Genomic DNA, 17,540 nt, shown 5'->3' on the forward strand with positions numbered 1-17,540 from the left:
TCGTACGAGGACCCGCCGGTGCGCCCGGCCCGCGGGGAGCCGGGTGCCCGCCTCCGGCGGAAGGGGTGCCCGCCGTCGGCGGAGGGGGTGCCTACTTCCGGTGGAACGGGTGCAGCAGGTCGGACAGGTGCCAGTGGTGTCCGGTGCCCGCGGGGGCGGCGGCCACGGCCTCGCCGTCCTGGATCGCCGGCCGCGCCGGCTTGGGGTTGTGGAGCAGCTGCTGGACGGTCGAGACCCGGCCGGCCCGCATGATCCGGACCACGTGTCCGCCGCAGTTCGTGCACGTGGGCCGGGAAAGCGGCGAGGGCACCTGCTCCCCGTCCGCCTTGTAGATGACGAATGCGTTGTTGGAGCCGTCGACGTGGTGCTCTATCTCGAAGGCCTGTTCCCAGCCGTGTCCACACCTCATGCAGGCGAATGCGTACGCCTCGTGCGCGGTGGTTTCTGCGATCTCACTCATGCCCGCTCCTTTGTCCGCCGGACAGGCACTCCGGACAAACGTTCCGGAGAATGCGTCCCTGACCAGTGGACGCCCTTACCGGCAGGAGCGCATCGGACCCTGTCGACTGTTGGAGCGCTTTTGGCCATCTCGTGGCAGAAAAGCCCGGTGCGCGGCTCTCGCTTTGCTTTTCACGATAGTCCTTTGCCCTTCCCGGGGGCGGCCCGCTCCGCATTCTTTGCCGCGACGACCGCGTCGAACACTTCGCGCTTGGGCAGACCCGCGTCCGCGGCGACCGCGGCGATGGCCTCCTTGCGCCGCTCCCCCGCCTCCTCGCGCACCCGCACCCTGCGTACCAGCTCCTCGGCGTCCAGTTCCTCGGGTCCGGAGTCGGCCGCGCCCTCGACGACGACGGTGATCTCGCCGCGTACGCCTTCGGCCGCCCAGACGGCCAGTTCGCCCAGCGGGCCGCGCTTCACTTCCTCGTACGTCTTGGTCAGCTCCCGGCACACGGCCGCCCGGCGGTCGGCGCCGAAGATTTCGGCCATCGCGGCGAGGGTGTCGTCGAGGCGGTGCGGGGCCTCGAAGAAGACCATGGTGCGGCGCTCGTCGGCGACCTCCCGGAGCCGGCCGAGCCGTTCGCCCGCCTTGCGCGGCAGGAAGCCCTCGAAGCAGAAGCGGTCGACGGGCAGCGCGGACAGGGCGAGCGCGGTGAGCACGGCGGACGGGCCGGGCACCGCGGTGACCTTGATGTCCTTCTCCACGGCGGCGGCCACCAGCCGGTAGCCGGGGTCCGAGACGGACGGCATCCCGGCGTCCGTGACCAGCAGCACGCGGGCGCCGCCGGTCAGCGCCTCGACGAGTTCGGGCGTACGGGCCGACTCGTTGCCCTCGAAGTAGGAGACGACCCGCCCCGTGGTGTGGATGCCGAGCGCCTGGGTGAGGCGGCGCAGCCTGCGGGTGTCCTCGGCGGCGACGACGTCCGCCGTCTCCAGCTCGGCGGCGAGCCGCGGCGGGGCGTCCGCCACGTCGCCGATGGGGGTTCCTGCGAGTACCAGCGTTCCAGTCGTTCCAGTCACAAGAGCCATCCTCCCAGCACGGGCGACAGCGCCCGCACAGATGTGTTCCCTACGATGGCGCGGTGACGAGTACTGCGCCCGAAGCCCGACAGGGCCAAGACGCCGGGGAACCGCACGGCGAAGATCCGGCCTCCTGGCAGCAGCGGCTGCGCCGCTTCGGCCATTCGCCCCGGCCCGGGATCGGGCTGCGCGAGCGGCTCGTCCCGCCGTACGCCAGGCCCGGCGTCCAGTTGTGGGCGGTGCTCGGGATCTCCCCGCCGATGGCGGAACGCCTGGTGCGGTGGTCGGCGTGGGGCGGTCCGCTGCTCGTGGCGCTGGTCGCGGGGGTGCTGCGGTTCTGGAACCTGGGCAGCCCGCACGCGCTGATATTCGACGAGACGTACTACGCCAAGGACTCCTGGGCCCTGATCAACCAGGGGTACGAGGGCGACTGGCCCAAGGACATCGACAAGCTGATCCTCGCGGACCCGTCGAAGGTGGACGTCCCGGTGGACCCGGGCTACGTGGTGCACCCGCCGGTCGGCAAGTGGATCATCGGGCTGGGTGAGCACTTCTTCGGGTTCACGCCGTTCGGCTGGCGCTTCATGGTGGCGGTGCTCGGCACGCTGTCGGTGCTGATGCTGTGCCGGATCGGCCGGCGGCTGTTCCGCTCGACGTTCCTGGGCTGCCTGGCGGGCGCCCTGCTCGCGGTGGACGGTCTGCATTTCGTGATGAGCCGCACCGCGCTGCTCGACCTGGTGCTGATGTTCTTCGTGCTGGCGGCGTTCGGCGCGCTGCTGATCGACCGCGACTGGGCCCGGCGCAGACTGGCCGCGGCGCTGCCGGTCGACGAGGAAGGGGTGCTGCGCCCCGACGCGGAGGTCGCGGAGAATCTGCGGCTCGGCCTGCGGCCCTGGCGGATCACCGCGGGCCTGATGCTCGGACTGGCCTTCGCCACCAAGTGGAACGGCCTGTACATCCTGGTCGGCTTCGGCCTGATGACGGTGTTGTGGGACGTCGGCGCGCGCCGGACCGCGGGCGCGGTCCGTCCGTACCTGGCGGTGCTGAAGCGGGACCTGGTGCCGGCGTTCGTCTCGACGGTCCCGGTCGCGATCCTGACGTACCTCGTCTCCTGGACCGGCTGGATCGTCACCGGCAAGGGCTACTACCGGAACTGGGCGCAGACCGACGGCCGGGGAGGCGACTGGACCTGGCTGCCGGACTGGCTGCGCAGCCTGTGGCACTACGAGTACCAGGTCTACGAATTCCATGTGAACCTGACGTCCGGCCACACCTACCAGTCCAATCCGTGGAGCTGGATCGTGCTGGGCCGGCCGGTCTCGTACTTCTGGGAGGAGCAGCAGGGCTGCGCGGCGTCGGCGGCCGGCAAGTGCTCGCGCGAGGTGCTGGCCATCGGGACGCCGCTGCTGTGGTGGGCGGCGTGCTTCGCCCTGGTGTACGTGCTGTGGCGGTGGTTCTTCCGGCGCGACTGGCGGGCGGGGGCGATCGTCTGCGGCGTGGCGGCGGGCTGGCTGCCCTGGTTCCTCTACCAGGAGCGGACGATCTTCCTCTTCTACGCGGTGGTGTTCGTGCCGTTCCTGTGTCTGGCGGTGACGATGATGATCGGCGCGATGCTGGGCCCGGCGGCCGGTACGGGGCCGAAACAGGAGCTGGGCCTGATGACCGGCGATCCCTCGGGCGAACGCCGCCGGACACTGGGCGCGATCGGGGCGGGCGTCCTGGTCCTGCTGATCATTTGGAACTTCATTTATTTCTGGCCGATCTACACGGGCACGCCGATCCCGGACGGGTCGTGGCGCGAGCGGATGTGGCTGGACACCTGGATCTAGCCGGGCGGGACCATCGAGGGGCCGCGGTCGTCGACCGCGGCCCCTCGGTGGTTCACCGGCCCCCCGTCCTCCGGCACTCCCCCGCCTCGGCCCCGGTCGTGCTCACGCCCGGTAGACGCACTCCGCCAGCGTCGCGTGCTTCTTCCAGCCCAGCGTCTCGTACAGCGCCCGCCCGGCGTGGGTCGCTCCGAGTACGCCCCGGGCCGCGCCCTGTTCCAGGGCGTGGTCGACGAGCACCCGCATCAGGAACCGGCCCAGCCCGCGCCGCCGATGGGCTTCCTCGGTCCCCACCCGGTCCACCACCGCGTCCTCTCCGAGCATCGCCATCTGTCCCTTGGCCGCCTGTTCGCCGAGCGCGTCCAGCACCCGGACGTGGACGACGGAGCCGACGGTCTCCACGGTGGCGGTGTACCCGTCGGGCGCCACCGGCTCCGTGGCGGCCAGGTCGATGGCCATCAGGTGCCCGGTGTCCGCCCAGGCCACCTCCCAGCCCTTCGGCAGCCACGGTTCGAGCTCCCCGGGTTCCGCCGGCATCTTCATCCAGGTCCGCGGCAGGGTCACGGAGGCGGCGGCGCTGCGGACCAGTGCCTCATCGGCCACCGGCAGGACGTGGCGCCCCACTTCGGCGGGGTCGCCGGCCACTTCGATGAAGTGGCCCCAGGGCTTCGCGACCGGCGGGGGCGTCCGTCGTGACACGGCCCAGCCCTCCACCCAGGTACCGATCATGTCCGCAACCATCAGGCCCTCCCCGAGCAACGGTCGTGTAATAGTCAGTCACCGTTGGCACATATTACGCGACATCGCGGCGCCCGACAGGAGATTCGGGTACGGCCGGCAAGCCCGGGCCGCACATATCGCGTTCCGATAACAACTGTCCCCGCCTTCACCACCGTCCCGTAGGGTGCCGAGCAGCATCCCCTTGAACACGTTCAAGGGGAACTCCTGGGGAGGGGGACTGCAGCAATGCGCAGTGGAGCGAAGGTTGCGATAGTCGGCGGAGTGTTCGCGGTCGTGGTCGGCGGCGTCGGATACGGGGCGTACAACGTCCTGGACGGGCTGAACGGCGGGGGCGGCGGCGGTACGGACAGCAAGTCCGCGTCCGCCGAGGTGAAGACGGGCCCGGTCACCAAGGCCGAGATCGACGACGCGTCGGAGAAGTTCCTCAAGGCGTGGGCGGACGGCGACGCGGACGCCGCGTCCCAGCTCACCAACAACGCGGCCGAGGCCGGACCGGCCCTCACCGGCTACCGCGAGAGCGCCCATGTCACCGAGGCGGTGATCACCCCGGGCCCGGCGGTCGGCGCGAAGGTGCCGTACACGGTGAAGGCGACCGTCTCCTTCGAGGGGAAGTCCAAGCCCTGGTCGTACGCCTCGGAGCTGACCGTGGTGCGCGGACTGACCACCGGCAGGCCCCTGGTGGACTGGGCCCCCACCGTGATCCACCCGGACCTGACGGACGGCGCGACGCTCCGGACGGGGGCGGCGTCCACCCCGTCGATCGAGGCCCTCGACCACGACGGCAGGCCGCTCACCAAGGAGAAGTACCCCTCGCTGGGCACGATCCTGGACGCGCTGCGCGCGAAGTACGGCGAGAAGGCCGGCGGCATCGCGGGCATCGAGACCGTGATCGAGAACGCGGACGCGAAGAGCCCCGACAAGACCCTGCTGACCCTCACCAAGGGCCGGCCCGGCAAGCTGCGGACCACCCTGGACGCCGATGCCCAGGCGGCGGCCGAGGTGGCCGTCAAGAAGTTCAGCCAGGCCTCCGTCGTCGCGGTCAAGCCGTCCACGGGCGCGATCCGCGCGGTCGCCAACAACCCGGCCACCGGGTTCAACGCGGCGATGCAGGGCAAGCAGGCCCCCGGTTCGACGATGAAGATCGTGACGGCGGCGATGCTCATCGAGAAGGGCCTCGCCTCGGCCGACCAGAAGATCGAGTGCCCGCCGACCGCGACGTACTACAGCCGCACCTTCAAGAACCTGGACGACTTCTCGATCCCCAGCGGCACCCTGACGACCAGCTTCGCCCGGTCCTGCAACACGGCCTTCATCAAGCTGATCGACGACACGAAGGACGACGCGGCGCTGGCCAAGGAGGCCCGTGACGTCTTCGGGATCGGCCTGAACTGGCAGACCGGCGTCATCTCCGTCGACGGCAGCGTGCCCGAGACGACCGGGGGCGAGGCGGCCGCCCAGTACATCGGCCAGGGCACGGTCCAGATGAACGCCCTCAACATGGCGTCCATCACCGCCACCGCACGCACCGGCACCTTCCGCCAGCCGATCATCGTGGACCGCGAGCTGGACAACCGGCCGATCGCCACCGCCGCCCGTTCGCTGCGCCCGTACGTCTCCCAGCAGGTCACCAACATGATGCGCCAGACCGCGAGTTGGGGCACCGGCAAGGCCGCGATGGCCTCGGTCGTCGGCGACAAGGGCGCCAAGACGGGCTCGGCGGAGGTGGACGGCCAGGCCACCTCCAACAGCTGGTTCGCCGGCTTCAACAACGACCTGGCCGCGGCCGCGGTCGTCCAGGCCGGCGGACACGGCGGCGACGCGGCGGGCCCGGTGGTCGCGGCGGTGCTGCGGGCGGGGTCCTGACGCGGGCGGTTCCCGACGCGAGTGGGCCCCTGACGCGGACGGGGCCCTGACGCGGACGGGATCCTGACGCGGGCCCCCGACGCGGACGGGGCCCTGACGCGGACGGGCGGCCCGGCCCGCGGAGGCGGGTCCGACGCGTGGAACACCGTCGCGTGTCCCGGCCCGCCTTCGCTAGCGTGCGGGGCATGAGTACTTCCGATGCCTCCGCCGAAGCCCACCCCCTATTCGCCGAGGCCCTGCGGGAACTGGGCCTCGATGTCGAGGTCCGCCGGTTCCCGGAGGCCACCCGTACCGCCGCCGAGGCGGCCGCCGCGATCGGCTGCGAGCTCAGCGAGATCGTCAAGTCCCTGATCTTCGAGGCCGACGGCGTCCCGGTGCTGGTCCTGATGGACGGCTCCTCGCGCGTCGACGTGGAGCTCGTACGCGCGGAGCTGGGCGCCGGGAAGGTCAAGCGGGCCGGCGCCGAGCTGGTGCGGGAGACGACCGGGTACGCGATCGGGGGCGTGCCGCCCTTCGGGCACCGTACGAGGACCCGGGTGCTGGCCGACCGCGGGCTGCTGGACCACGAGGTGGTGTGGGCTGCGGCGGGCACCCCGCACACCGTCTTCCCGCTCGACCCCAAGTCATTGGTCGCGCACGCCGGCGGCACCGTGGTGGACGTGCGCGAGCAGTCGGAGTGACCCCGCTGGTCGCCCTCGCGGTCCTGGTCGCGGCGGTCACGCACGCGAGCTGGAACGCGATCGCGCACGCGATCAAGGACCAGCTCCTCTCCTTCACCCTGATCTCCGGCGGCGGGCTGCTGATCGGCGCGGCCGCCGCCTGCTTCGTACCGTTCCCGGCCGCCGGGGCCTGGCCGTACCTGCTGGTCTCGGCCGGGCTCCATGTGGCGTACATGCTGCTGCTGATGCGCTCGTTCACCCTGGGCGACTTCGGGCAGATGTATCCGATCGCCCGGGGTACGGCCCCGCTGGTGGTGACGGTCCTCGCCGCGGTCTTCGTCGGCGAGCACCCGGACGGCTGGGCCACGGCCGGCGTCGCGGTGGCCTCGGCGGGGCTCGTCGGGCTCGCCCTCTGGGGCATCCGGGGTTCCGGCAGGCGCCCCGACTGGCCCGCCCTGCTGGCCGCCCTCGCGACCGGCCTGGCCATCGCCGGGTACACCACGGTGGACGGCGTCGGCGTACGCGCCTCGGGCACCCCGCTCGGTTACATCGCCTGGCTGATGATCCTGGAGGGCCTGGCCATCCCGGCCTACGCGCTGTACCGCCGCCGCGCCGGACTTCTGCCCTCCCTGCGCCCGTTCGCCGTACGCGGACTGCTGGGCGCGGCCCTGTCGGTGACGGCGTACGGCCTCGTCCTGTGGGCCCAGACGCGAGCGGCACTGGCCCCGATCGCGGCGCTGCGCGAGTCGTCGATCATCGTCGGCGCGGCCATCGGAACGCTGTTCTTCAAGGAACGGTTCGGCGCACCGCGCATCGCGGCGGCGGGTCTGATGGTCGTCGGCATCGGGCTGATGCTGCACACGAGTTGAGCCCGGCGGCCGCGGGGCAGGGTTCAGGGGCGCGACCCGGCTGCGGGGGCCACCGTCGAGATCGCAGCCCCCGGTTATCCCGTCCGCCGCCGCGCCTCCGACAGTGCCGATCTGCGTACGGGACAGCCCATGGCCGTTCCTCTTCGGACGGGTTCGGGGCTACTCGTCGTCGAGGTCTTCGCCGAAGGTGACGTCCAGCTCGGTGGTGAGAGCCTGGGCCGGCTGGAGTTTCTGAGCCTGGTCGATGACGATCTGCTTGAGGGAGGCCAGGCCGCGGAGCTGGGAGAGGTCGTTGTCCCGAAGGTCGAGGCCGCGGTACTTCCCGCCGTCGAACTCGGTCAGCCGCAGGTCGCAGTCGTCGATCAGGGCAGCGCACAGTTCGGAGGCGGTGAAGGTGGTCTCGCGCAGCGTGCACTTCGAGAGGATCACCGGCCCGGCGGCCCGGACCCGGACGAAGGTGCTGTAGTCGATCCTGCAGTTCTCGAAGAGCACGTTGTCGAGCGTGACGTCCTCAAGCGTGGCGCCCATGAGCTTGCAGCGACTGAACACGACCCGGGAGACCTTGCTGTCGCTCCATTGCAGGGAGGTCAGGTCGCAGCCGGCGAACTCCACGGAGTCGACGCGCAGCTTCTCCAGCCGAGCGCGCTGGGCCTTCAGGCCGGGTGATCCGCCCGTCGAGCAGGTGGGTGTCGGTGAGGTCGAGGTCACGCAGATCTGCGTCGGCGTAGTGGAACTCCGCCAACCGTCCACGGCCGCCTTCCAGCGAGGCGACGTTGGAAAGGTAGAGGCCCGGCTCGTTCAGGGCCGGAAGGATGACGCTCGTACGGCGAATCGTGCGGGTGGACGCAGGACGAACTGGCCAGCCTGGCGGGGTACTCGGGCAGGCATATCTCCGCCGTCGAAACTGGCCGCAAACCGCCAACGCTCCGCTTTTCGCGGAGCGCGGATACTGTCTTCGGATTCACCGGCACCGCCGATTCGTTCGAGCGTGCGTGGGCAGAGCTTCGGAACGGCAGTCTGCTGGAGGGCTTTCCGGAGTACCTGGGGCAGGAAAATCGTGCGGCCGAGATCCGGATGTTCGACGTGGGGGTGATTCCGGGGCTGCTTCAGACGCCGGAGTACGCAACAGCCATCGAAGAGGGGCATGCGAGGCGGGGCACGATCACCCCGGATCAGGCTTCGGAGCGGGTCGAGGCGCTGATGGAGCGGCAGGCGGCCTTGGTGCGACGCGTCCCGCCCATACTGATCGTGGTGCTGGACGAGAGCTGCATCCGTCGCGTGATCGGAGGGGCAGCGGTCATGGAACGCCAGATGGCCCATCCGATCGAGTGCGCTGAGAGGCCGGACACCGTGCTCCAGGTGGCCCCTTGCTCCGTGGGTGAGCGCCGGCCGTTCAACCGGCTGGTGAATCTTCTGACCATGCCCGACCGCTCAGTGGTGTCCTACGTGGAGTCTGAAACCAATGGGTACTTGGACAGGGAACTGACATCCGTACTGCCGTTGGTGAGGTACTGCCATCAGCTTCAGGCCGAGGCGTTCTCCCAAGCGGCATCCGTGGCCATGTTCGGCGAAGCGCGAAAGGGAACCCCTTGATGACCGATTGCCCCTCCCTCCCCTGGGTCAAGTCCTCCTACAGCGGCAACGGCGGTTCCTGCGTCGAGTGGGCCCCGAGCAGCGCACTCGCCACCGGCACCGTCCCCGTCCGCGACTCCAAGAACCCCGGCGGACCCGTACTGCACACCTCCCCCGCCTCCTTCGCCGCCTTCGTGGCAGGCGTCAAGGCGGGGGAGTTCAGGGCCGTCTGAGCCGGGCCGATCCGCGCGCGGCGGGCGCTCAGCCCGCCGGGACCGGCGCCGGGCGGGCCGCCGGTTCCTCGGCGGCCGGAGCCGCCGGAGCCGCCGGCTTGGCGGCCGGGCGCAGGAGCACGGCGCAGGCGAGGGCAGCCAGCAGGGCGAGCGAGGCGGAGACGGTGAGGCAGAGCCGCATGCCGTCGAGGAAGGAGTCGCCCAGGGCCGACAGGGCCGGTCCGGTGGCGGCGTCCAGGCGGAGTCCGGCCACGGCGCCGAGCCCCTGCTCACGGGCGGTGTCCAGGACTCGGGCGCTCGCCTCGGCGGGCACCCCCGCGTCGGCGAGGCGGCCGGGCAGCGCGTCCAGGGCCCGGGTGGTCAGCAGGGCACCGAGCACGGCGGGGCCGAGGGCGCCACCGACCTGGCGGAAGGCGTTGTTCCCGGCGGCGGCCATCCCGGCCAGGTGGTACGGGACGGAGGACACCGCGGAGGCGGTCATCGGGGTGAGCACGGCGCCCATGCCGAGGCCCAGCAGGGCCAGCCGCCAGACGATCGAGCCGAAGGAGGTGTGGGCGTCGACGCCGGTCAGCGAGAGCATCGCACCCGCCGCGACGACCAGGCCCGCGGTGATCAGGACCCGGGCGGAGACCCGGTGCATCAGGCGTCCGATGGGCGCGCCGACGACGAGGGCCACCCCGGACACCACCACCATGCGCAGCCCCGCCTCGATCGTGGTCAGGTGCTGGACCATGCCGAAGTAGAGACTCAGCACGAAGAAGAAGCCGATCAGCCCGAGGAAGCTGATCATCGCGACCAGGGCGGTGGCGGTGAAGGCCGGGCTGCGGAACAGCGCCAGGTCGAGCATCGGGCTGGCGCTGCGGCGCTCCACGACGACGAACACGACGGCGGAGACCGCGCCGAGCACCAGGGCCGTCACCACGGCGGGCGCGCCGAAGCCGTCCGCGCCGCCCTCGATGACGCCGTAGACGACCGCGGTGACCGCGACGGCCGCACTGATCTGTCCGGGCCAGTCGAGCCGGCGGCCGTGCGGGGCGCGCGAGTCGGGCAGCAGGAACGCCGCGACGACCAGCACGATCAGGGAGACCGGCACGGGCAGGAGGAAGATCCAGCGCCACGCGACGTGCTCCAGCAGCACGCCCGCTATCAGCGGGCCCACGGCGAGCGAGGCCATCAGGGACATCGCCCACAGGCCGATGAACCTGCCGCGCTCCCGGTGGTCGGGGACCGCGTGGCTGATCAGGGCCAGCGTCGTCGGCAGCAGCGCCGCCGCCCCCAGCCCGGAGGCGGCCTGCCCCACCCACAGGGCGTGCACGGAGTCCGAGGACAGCGAGATCGCCGCGCCCAGCGCGCAGAGGGCCATGCCCGCCTGGAAGACCCGCTTGCGGCCGTGGACGTCGCCCCAGACCCCGGTGGTCAGGATCAGCGCGGCCATCGGCAGCACGAAGGCGTCCGAGACCCAGGACAGCTGGGACGTGGAGGCGCCCAGGGCCCGCTGGATGGCCGGCAGGCTCACCGACACGGTGGTCACGGGGAGGTAGGCGACGAAGACGCCCAGGCAGGCCATGACGAGCGTGACGCCCCGCCCTGATCTGTCCTGTGTCGTTGCGGAGTTCACGAAGAGGTTCCTTCTGCTGCGGGGTGGGTGCCGCGCGGGCACCGGCTGCGATGTGGGCACCGCCGTCCGGCGTGCGCCCGCTCACGGGTGACCGGTGCACCACCGCGTTCCGCGCGGTCCGCCGGTCACCCGCAGAGCCGCCGACCAGCTTCGCCCCGACCGTCGATCAATCCCCAAGCGATCCCGGCAAACGTCACAGAACCGCCGATCATGGGGCTTCTCATGTGACCATTCATTCATGCCTGACGACCTGGACCGCAAAATCATCCATGGCCTGAGCTGCTCGCCGCGGGTCTCCTTCCGCCGCCTCAGTCAGGTCGTCGGGGTGTCCGAGCAGACCGTGGCCCGCCGCTACGACGCCCTGCGCCGCAGTGGCGTGATCCGCGTCGTCGGGCTGAGCAGCCCGGCCGCCCACGGCCGGTCCGAGTGGATCGCGCGGCTGCGCTGCCGCCCGGACGCCGTGGGGCCCCTCGCGGACTCCCTGGCCCGCAGGCCGGAGGTCGCGTACACCAGCATCGCGTCCGGCGGTTCGGAGATCATCTGCATCATCCGTTCGCCCGCCGGGACCGCCCGCGACGACGTGCTGCTGCGACAGCTTCCCCGGGCCGCCTCGGTCCTGGACCTGAACGTCGACCTGCTCGTGCACGGCTTCGGCTCCCCGGACACGGCCGGCTGGACCGGGCGGGAGGGCTCGCTCACCGACGAGCAGGTGCGGCTGCTGACCGCGGAGCTCCCCACCCCCACCGGGCCCCCGCTCACCCCGACCGAGGAGGACCACCCGCTCCTCGAAGCGCTGGCGGAGGACGGCCGCGCCTCCCACACCCGCCTCGCGGAAGCCACCGGCTGGTCCAAGCCGCGCGTGGCCCGCCGGCTGGAGGCCCTGGAGGGCAGCGGGTCGCTGGTCTTCGACATCGACGCCGTGCCCGAACGCCTCGGCTACGAGCTCAACGCCACCCTCTGGCTCCAGGTCGAGCTGCCCCGGCTCCAGGAGATCGGCGAGGAGATCAGCAGGCACGACGAGTGCGCCTTCGCCGCGGCCATCAGCGGCAGGCACAACATCATGGCCGTGGTCATCTGCAAGGACACCCCGGACTTCTACCGCTACCTCAGCGGCCGCTTCGCCCGTACCGAAGGCATCAGGGGTTACGAGATCAGTGTGCGGGTGCGCCGCCTCAAGCAGGCCGCGTCCCTCATCCTCAACGGGCGGCTCATCCACCCCGCGCTCGCCTGACCCGGGCGCGGGGCGGGCCGTTTCCGCCTCGGTCAGGCCCCCGCGACCGCCTGCCGGAACCCGTAGTTCGTCGCCGTCAGCCCGCCGTCCACGCGCAGTGTCGTCCCGGTGATCCAGGCCGCGTCGCGGGAGGCGAGGAAGGCGACGGCGGAGGCGATGTCCTCCGGCTCGCCGACCCGGCCGAGGGGGTAGACGGCGCTCACCCGGGTCAGTTCCGCGTCGCGGCCCGCCCAGGCGGCGGTGCGGATCGTGCCTGGGGCGACCAGGTTGACGCGGACGCCACGCGGGCCCGCGTGGCCGGCCAGGGTGCGGGTCAGGCTGGCCAGGCCCGCCTTGGCCGCGCTGTAGCCGTGGTTGCCGAAGTCCTGCTCGCCGTTGACCGAGCCGATGTTGACGATCGCGCCCCGGCCGGAGGCCACCAGGTGCGGGAGGGCGGCGCGGGCGCAGCGGTAGGGGCCGGTGAGGGTGATGTCCAGGTCGCGCTGCCAGGACTCGTCGGGCTCGTCCTCGAAGAGCGGGACGTCCCTGGTGCAGGAGTACGCGTTGTTGACCAGCACGTCCAGGGAGCCGAAGGCGGCGACCGCGTGGGCCACCGCCGCCTCGACGGCCGCCTGGTCGGCCACGTCGCAGGGCAGCGACTCGGCGGCGCCGCCCGTCTCGCGTATCGCGGCGGCGGTGCGCTCCGCGCGGTCCCCTTGCAGGTCGGTGACCAGGACCCGGGCGCCCTCCGAGGCCAGTCGGCGGGCCGTGGCCGCGCCGATGCCCTGGCCCGCTCCGGTGATGAGTACGCCGTGGCCGTCGAATCGCGGACCCGTGGGGTGTGGAGTAGTCATGGCGCCGACCGTACTGCCCTGATCAGGGCCTGGGCACGGGGGTCGGCGGTTACTCCCTTCTGCAGACCGTTCGTCACATAACCGAAGGCGATGCCGGATTCGGGGTCGGCGAACCCGAGGGAGCCGCCCCGGCCGGGGTGGCCGAACGAGCCGGGGGCGAGCAGCGGGGACGCCGGACCGTGGAGCATGTGGCCGAGGCCGAATCGGGTGTTGACGACCAGGACCCGGTCGGGGCCCGCGGACTCCTCGGTGCGGGCCAGGGTGAGGGTGGCCGGGGCGAACAGGCGGTGGCCGTCGACCGGGCCGATCATCGCGGCGTAGCAGCGGGCCAGCGCGCGGGCGGTGGCGATGCCGTTGGAGGCGGGGAGTTCGGCCGCCCGGTAGCCGGGGTCGTTCTCGTCGGGGAGCGGGTCGATGGCCCCGAAGGCGCGGCGGGTGAGGGACTGCGGGTCGCGGTAGGCCTCGCTGACGGAGCGCTTGGGGCGCAGCCGCAGGACGCCGCCGTTGCCGTCGCCCGCGGCGGGCGTCTCGACCGGGCCGACCCGGCCCACCCGGTGTGCCTCGTCCGCCGGGAGGCCGAACCAGAAGTCCAGGCCGAGCGGGCGGGCGATCTCCTCGGCGATCCAGCGGCCGACGGTGCGTCCGGTGACCCGGCGCACCAGTTCGCCGATGAGCCAGCTGTAGGTCTGGGCGTGGTAGCCGTGGTCGGTGCCGGGTTCCCACTGGGGGCGCTGGGCGGCGACGGCCTGCGGGCCGGAGATCCCGTCGGCCGCCTCGGAGGGGGTCAGCGGGCAGTCGAGCGCGGGGATGCCCGCCCGGTGGGACAGGAGGTGGCGGACGAGTACGCGTTCCTTGCCGGCCGCCTTGAACTCCGGCCAGTACGTGCCGACCGGGGCGTCCAGGTCGAGTTGGCCGCGCTGGTGCAGCAGCAGCGGTACGGCGGCGGCGATGCCCTTGCCCGCCGAGCGGACGATCTGCACGGTGTCCACGGCCCAGGGTTCGGCGCCGTCGACGTCTCTCGTACCGGCCCAGAGGTCGACGACCTTGTGCCCGTCCCGGTAGACGGTGACGGCCGCGCCGCGTTCACCGCGCTGTTCGAAGTTACGGATGAAGGCATCCCTGACCGGTTCGAATCCGGCCGCCACCGTGCCGCGTACGTCCACGTCTGCTCCTGCGCTCCCGCTCATCCCCCCATGGTGCATCCCGTCGCGGGCGGCAGGAGTGGCAGGTCACCTCATGTTCACAGTCACGGAACGCGGGTCGAAGCCGAAGGGCAGTTCCAGGCGGTGTTCGCGCATCAGCTTCTCGTCGCAGAGCAGGTCCTGGGTGCGGTCGTCGGCGGCGATGACGCCCTCGCTGAGGATCACCGCGCGCGGGCAGAGCTCCAGTGCGTACGGCAGGTCGTGCGTGACCATGAGCACGGTGACGTCCAGGGACCGCAGGATGTCGGCGAGTTCGCGCCGCGAGGCCGGGTCCAGGTTGGAGGAGGGCTCGTCCAGGACGAGGATCTCCGGCCGCATGGCGAGGACGGTGGCGACGGCGACGCGGCGGCGCTGGCCGAAGGAGAGGTGGTGCGGCGGGCGGTTCGCGTACTCGGCCATGCCGACCTGTTCCAGCGCCTCGGTGACGCGTGCCTCCAGCTCGGCGCCGCGCAGCCCGGAGGCGGCCGGTCCGAAGGCGACGTCCTCGCGGACGGTGGGCATGAAGAGCTGGTCGTCGGGGTCCTGGAAGACGATGCCGACGCGGCGGCGGATCTCGGCGAGGTCGCGCTTGCCGACCGGGAGACCGGCGACCCGGACGGTGCCCGCCCCGGCGTCGAGGATGCCGTTGAGGTGCAGGACGAGGGTGGTCTTGCCGGCGCCGTTGGGGCCGAGCAGGGCGACGCGTTCGCCCCGGGCGACCGTGAGGTCCACTCCGAAGAGCGCCTGGTGGCCGTCGGGGTAGGCGTAGGCGAGGCCGCTGACTTCCAGGGACGGGGCGGGGGCGGTGGGCCGGTTCATAGGGTCCATCCCAGCAGACAGACGGCGAGGGCGAGGACGGGGAGTGCCGCGGCGTACGCCCACTGGGTGCGGGAGGCGGTCACCTCGTCGATGACCGGCATGGATCCGGCGTAGCCGCGGCTGACCATCGCGAGGTGGACGCGTTCGCCGCGCTCGTAGGACCGGATGAACAGGGCGCCCGCCGATTTGGCCAGGACGCCCCACTGCCGTACGCCGCGCGCCTCGAAGCCCCGGGAGCGGCGGGCGATCGACATCCGGCGCATCTCGTCGGTGATGACGTCGCCGTACCGGATCATGAAGGAGGCGATCTGGACGAGCAGCGGCGGCAGCTTGAGCCGCTGGAGGCCGAGCAGCAGCGAGCGCAGTTCGGTGGTGGAGGCCAGGAGCACGGAGGCGGCGACGCCGAGGGTGCCCTTGGCGAGGACGTTCCAGGCGCCCCAGAGGCCGGGGACGCTGACGGAGAGGCCGAGTACGTGGGTCTGCTCGCCGGGCACCACGAACGGCATGAGCAGCGCGAACGCGACGAACGGCACCTCGATGAGCAGCCGCTTGAGCAGAAGGCCCGCCGGGATGCGGGCCAGTGCGGTGACCACGCCGAGCAGCACCGCGTACAGCGCGAACGCCCACATCGACTCGCGGGGCGTCGAGACGACGACCACGACGAAGCAGAAGGCGGCGGCGATCTTGCAGTGCGGCGGCAGGTCGTGGATCGGCGAGTGGCCGTGCCGGTAGAGCCTGTGCGCGTGTCCCGCGCCCATGTCAGACGGATTCCGTGTCGTGCGTGGTGTCCGCGGGGGCGTCCGGCGTACGGCGGCGGCGGACCACGTAGAAGACTCCGCTGCCGACGACGACGGTGGCGGCGACGCCGATGACCCCGGCGAGGCCGCCGGAGATCCGCGCGTCGGACACGTCCTTGACGCCGTAGTCGGCGAGCGGGGAGTCCTTGGCCGCGTGCTCCTCGGTCTTCCTGTCGATGCCCTGGTCGGCGGCGACCTTCTCCAGGCCGTCGGGGTTGGAGGAGGCGTAGTACGAGACGAAGCCCGCCAGAACGAGGGCGGTGACCAGGCCGGCGGCCCAGATCCTCCGGTGCGAGCGGGCGGCGACCGGGGCGGCCGGGGAGGTGGCCGGGGCCGGGGCGTCGACCAGTTCGCCGTCGATCCGGAGCTTGAGCGAGGAGCCGAGCCCGCGGGCGCCGTGCACCAGGTCGGGGCGTACGGCGATGACGGCGCCGACGGTCAGCGCGGTGATCACGGCCTCGCCGATGCCGATCAGGACATGGACCCCGACCATCGCGGTGAAGACCTTGCCGATCGGGATGTCGGTGGTACCGCCGATCCAGTAGATCAGCGTGAAGACGCCGGCCGCGGCCGGTACGGAGACCAGGGCGGCGACGAAGGACGCGGCGGTCACCGAGCGCCGGGTCTTCGGCAGCACCCCGAGCAGTCCGCGGAAGAGTGCGTAGGCGACGACGGTGGTCGTGATGCCCATGTCGAGGACGTTCACGCCGAGCGCGGTGAGGCCGCCGTCGGCGAAGAGGATGCCCTGCATGAGCAGGACGACGGTCACGCAGAGCACGCCGGTGTACGGCCCGACCAGGATCGCGGCCAGCGCCCCGCCCAGCAGGTGTCCGCTGGTGCCGGCCGCGACCGGGAAGTTCAGCATCTGCACGGCGAAGATGAACGCGGCGACCAGACCGGCGAGCGGCGCGGTGCGCTCGTCCAGCTCCCGCCGGGCGCCCCGCAGGCTGACGGCGACCGCACCCGCGGCGACGACTCCGGCGGCGGCGGAGACGGGCGCGTTGATGAATCCGTCGGGTACATGCATGGGGGCTCCGCTTCCTGCGGTCGTGCGCGGCCGCGGACGATGTCGTGAACCGCTCAATGATAGGGCCTTGTTGCAAACCCTTCGCAAGAGCGACTCCGTCACAACTGTTCCCCGCACCCGTGCGCAGCCGCGTCCCCCGTACCCGTGCGCAGCCGTTCCCGCACCCGTGCGCAGCCGCGTCCCCCGCACCCGTGCGCAGCCGTTCCCGCACCCGTGCGCAGCCGCGTCCCCCGTACCCGTGCGCAGCTGTTCCCCGCGCCAGTGGCCGGAAATGTGGGACATTGGAGGGCGAAGCAGTACACACAGGAGGAGTCGTGTCATGCCCCCCGTGATCCAGGAGCAGGCGGATGCCTGGCTCGTCAACGACACCCCCGATCTCCCGGCGATACCGGTCGACCTGCTGTACGACGCCGACAAGGACCCGCGCACCGTCCATGTCGCCTTCCCCGGCGGCGCCGACTGGGCGTTCGGCCGCGATCTGCTGGAGGGCGGACTGCGCGGCCCCACCGAGCGCGGCGGCATCCGCGTCTGGCCGTGCGGACGGACCCAGCTGGTCGTGGAGAACCACTCGGCCGACGGCGTCGAGGTGGTGCAGTTCGACAGCGCCCCGCTGATCCGCTTCCTGCACCGGACGCACACCGAGAGCACCAAGCCGCCCGCGCACGCCTGAGGGCTGTCCCGCAATTCCTGGCGGGACAGCCCTCGGGGCGTCCCGTTCGGACCGTGCCGGGCGGGCCGGCCCGGAACCGCATG

At 71.9% G+C, this 17,540-nt stretch carries 18 protein-coding genes and 1 pseudogene; 9 read left to right on the forward strand and 10 right to left on the reverse strand.

What is annotated here, in order from left to right; genetic code table 11:
• Window positions 1-91: 91 nt before the first annotated feature.
• Together ACGF8B_RS22840 and rsmI are read right to left on the reverse strand one after the other, a co-directional pair.
• Complete coding sequence (locus tag ACGF8B_RS22840; protein ID WP_342283828.1) at window positions 92-460, reverse strand: hypothetical protein; 369 nt, start codon at window positions 458-460, stop codon at window positions 92-94.
• Between the two features lie 170 nt (window positions 461-630).
• Window positions 631-1,527, reverse strand: coding sequence for a 16S rRNA (cytidine(1402)-2'-O)-methyltransferase (gene rsmI / locus ACGF8B_RS22845; protein ID WP_392741413.1), 897 nt, complete (start codon window positions 1,525-1,527; stop codon window positions 631-633).
• Window positions 1,528-1,580: 53 nt separating this feature from the next.
• On the opposite strand from rsmI, the gene ACGF8B_RS22850 reads away from it, so the two are divergent.
• The gene (locus tag ACGF8B_RS22850) at window positions 1,581-3,347 is read left to right on the forward strand and encodes a dolichyl-phosphate-mannose--protein mannosyltransferase (protein WP_392741416.1); all 1,767 of its coding nucleotides are present in this window, start codon (window positions 1,581-1,583) and stop codon (window positions 3,345-3,347) included.
• 102 nt (window positions 3,348-3,449) lie between these two features.
• Here the strand turns inward: ACGF8B_RS22850 and ACGF8B_RS22855 are convergent, their stop codons facing one another.
• Complete coding sequence (locus ACGF8B_RS22855) at window positions 3,450-4,073, reverse strand: GNAT family N-acetyltransferase (RefSeq protein WP_392741419.1); 624 nt, start codon at window positions 4,071-4,073, stop codon at window positions 3,450-3,452.
• A gap of 237 nt (window positions 4,074-4,310) precedes the next feature.
• Here ACGF8B_RS22855 and ACGF8B_RS22860 point away from each other — a divergent pair, with 237 nt between their 5' ends.
• From ACGF8B_RS22860 to ACGF8B_RS22870, 3 genes are all read left to right on the forward strand, one after another.
• Window positions 4,311-5,948: a penicillin-binding transpeptidase domain-containing protein gene (locus tag ACGF8B_RS22860; protein WP_392741422.1), complete on the forward strand. Its 1,638-nt coding sequence runs from the start codon at window positions 4,311-4,313 to the stop codon at window positions 5,946-5,948.
• A 185-nt stretch (window positions 5,949-6,133) separates the two neighbouring features.
• A complete protein-coding gene (locus ACGF8B_RS22865; protein ID WP_392741425.1) occupies window positions 6,134-6,628 on the forward strand; it encodes a YbaK/EbsC family protein in 495 nt (164 codons plus the stop codon).
• Complete coding sequence (locus ACGF8B_RS22870) at window positions 6,625-7,476, forward strand: EamA family transporter (protein WP_392741428.1); 852 nt, start codon at window positions 6,625-6,627, stop codon at window positions 7,474-7,476. The genes ACGF8B_RS22865 and ACGF8B_RS22870 overlap by 4 nt, the downstream gene beginning before the upstream one ends.
• Window positions 7,477-7,635: 159 nt before the next feature.
• Here ACGF8B_RS22870 and ACGF8B_RS22875 read toward each other — a convergent pair whose 3' ends face one another.
• Window positions 7,636-8,184, reverse strand: a complete 549-nt coding sequence (locus tag ACGF8B_RS22875; RefSeq protein WP_392741431.1) for a pentapeptide repeat-containing protein — start codon at window positions 8,182-8,184, stop codon at window positions 7,636-7,638.
• A 132-nt stretch (window positions 8,185-8,316) separates the two neighbouring features.
• On the opposite strand from ACGF8B_RS22875, the pseudogene ACGF8B_RS22880 reads away from it, so the two are divergent.
• The 3 genes and pseudogenes from ACGF8B_RS22880 to ACGF8B_RS22890 all read left to right on the forward strand — a co-directional run.
• Window positions 8,317-8,436 (forward strand): annotated as a pseudogene (locus tag ACGF8B_RS22880) (helix-turn-helix domain-containing protein); the annotation flags it as partial.
• A gap of 114 nt (window positions 8,437-8,550) precedes the next feature.
• Window positions 8,551-9,069, forward strand: coding sequence for a DUF5753 domain-containing protein (locus ACGF8B_RS22885; RefSeq protein ID WP_392741434.1), 519 nt, complete (start codon window positions 8,551-8,553; stop codon window positions 9,067-9,069).
• Window positions 9,069-9,281 carry a DUF397 domain-containing protein gene (locus ACGF8B_RS22890; protein WP_392741437.1) on the forward strand — a complete coding sequence of 71 codons (213 nt, stop codon included), beginning with the start codon at window positions 9,069-9,071 and terminating at the stop codon, window positions 9,279-9,281. The genes ACGF8B_RS22885 and ACGF8B_RS22890 overlap by 1 nt, the downstream gene beginning before the upstream one ends.
• 28 nt (window positions 9,282-9,309) lie before the next feature.
• Here the strand turns inward: ACGF8B_RS22890 and ACGF8B_RS22895 are convergent, their stop codons facing one another.
• Window positions 9,310-10,848, reverse strand: a complete 1,539-nt coding sequence (locus tag ACGF8B_RS22895) for a DHA2 family efflux MFS transporter permease subunit (RefSeq protein WP_392742017.1) — start codon at window positions 10,846-10,848, stop codon at window positions 9,310-9,312.
• Between the two features lie 289 nt (window positions 10,849-11,137).
• Between ACGF8B_RS22895 and ACGF8B_RS22900 the strand changes: the two genes are divergently transcribed.
• Window positions 11,138-12,130 carry an Lrp/AsnC family transcriptional regulator gene (locus ACGF8B_RS22900; RefSeq protein ID WP_392741440.1) on the forward strand — a complete coding sequence of 331 codons (993 nt, stop codon included), beginning with the start codon at window positions 11,138-11,140 and terminating at the stop codon, window positions 12,128-12,130.
• A 32-nt stretch (window positions 12,131-12,162) separates the two neighbouring features.
• Here the strand turns inward: ACGF8B_RS22900 and ACGF8B_RS22905 are convergent, their stop codons facing one another.
• From ACGF8B_RS22905 to ACGF8B_RS22925, 5 genes are all read right to left on the reverse strand, one after another.
• Entirely contained in the window at window positions 12,163-12,963 is an 801-nt protein-coding gene (locus tag ACGF8B_RS22905) for an SDR family NAD(P)-dependent oxidoreductase (RefSeq protein WP_392741443.1), read from the reverse strand.
• On the reverse strand, window positions 12,960-14,126 hold the full coding sequence (locus ACGF8B_RS22910; protein WP_392742021.1) for a serine hydrolase domain-containing protein: 1,167 nt from the start codon (window positions 14,124-14,126) through the stop codon (window positions 12,960-12,962). The genes ACGF8B_RS22905 and ACGF8B_RS22910 overlap by 4 nt, the downstream gene beginning before the upstream one ends.
• Before the next feature lie 66 nt (window positions 14,127-14,192).
• Complete coding sequence (locus ACGF8B_RS22915; RefSeq protein ID WP_392741445.1) at window positions 14,193-14,963, reverse strand: energy-coupling factor ABC transporter ATP-binding protein; 771 nt, start codon at window positions 14,961-14,963, stop codon at window positions 14,193-14,195.
• Window positions 14,960-15,721, reverse strand: coding sequence for a cobalt ECF transporter T component CbiQ (gene cbiQ, locus ACGF8B_RS22920; protein WP_392741448.1), 762 nt, complete (start codon window positions 15,719-15,721; stop codon window positions 14,960-14,962). Before cbiQ ends, ACGF8B_RS22915 begins: the two co-directional genes overlap by 4 nt.
• 1 nt (window position 15,722) lies before the next feature.
• Entirely contained in the window at window positions 15,723-16,787 is a 1,065-nt protein-coding gene (locus ACGF8B_RS22925) for an energy-coupling factor ABC transporter permease (RefSeq protein ID WP_392741451.1), read from the reverse strand.
• A gap of 319 nt (window positions 16,788-17,106) precedes the next feature.
• On the opposite strand from ACGF8B_RS22925, the gene ACGF8B_RS22930 reads away from it, so the two are divergent.
• Complete coding sequence (locus ACGF8B_RS22930; RefSeq protein ID WP_342283840.1) at window positions 17,107-17,457, forward strand: SsgA family sporulation/cell division regulator; 351 nt, start codon at window positions 17,107-17,109, stop codon at window positions 17,455-17,457.
• Window positions 17,458-17,540: the final 83 nt, after the last annotated feature.

It is taken from the genome of Streptomyces sp. NPDC047917 (assembly GCF_043204345.1).
GTDB lineage: Bacteria > Actinomycetota > Actinomycetes > Streptomycetales > Streptomycetaceae > Streptomyces > Streptomyces sanglieri.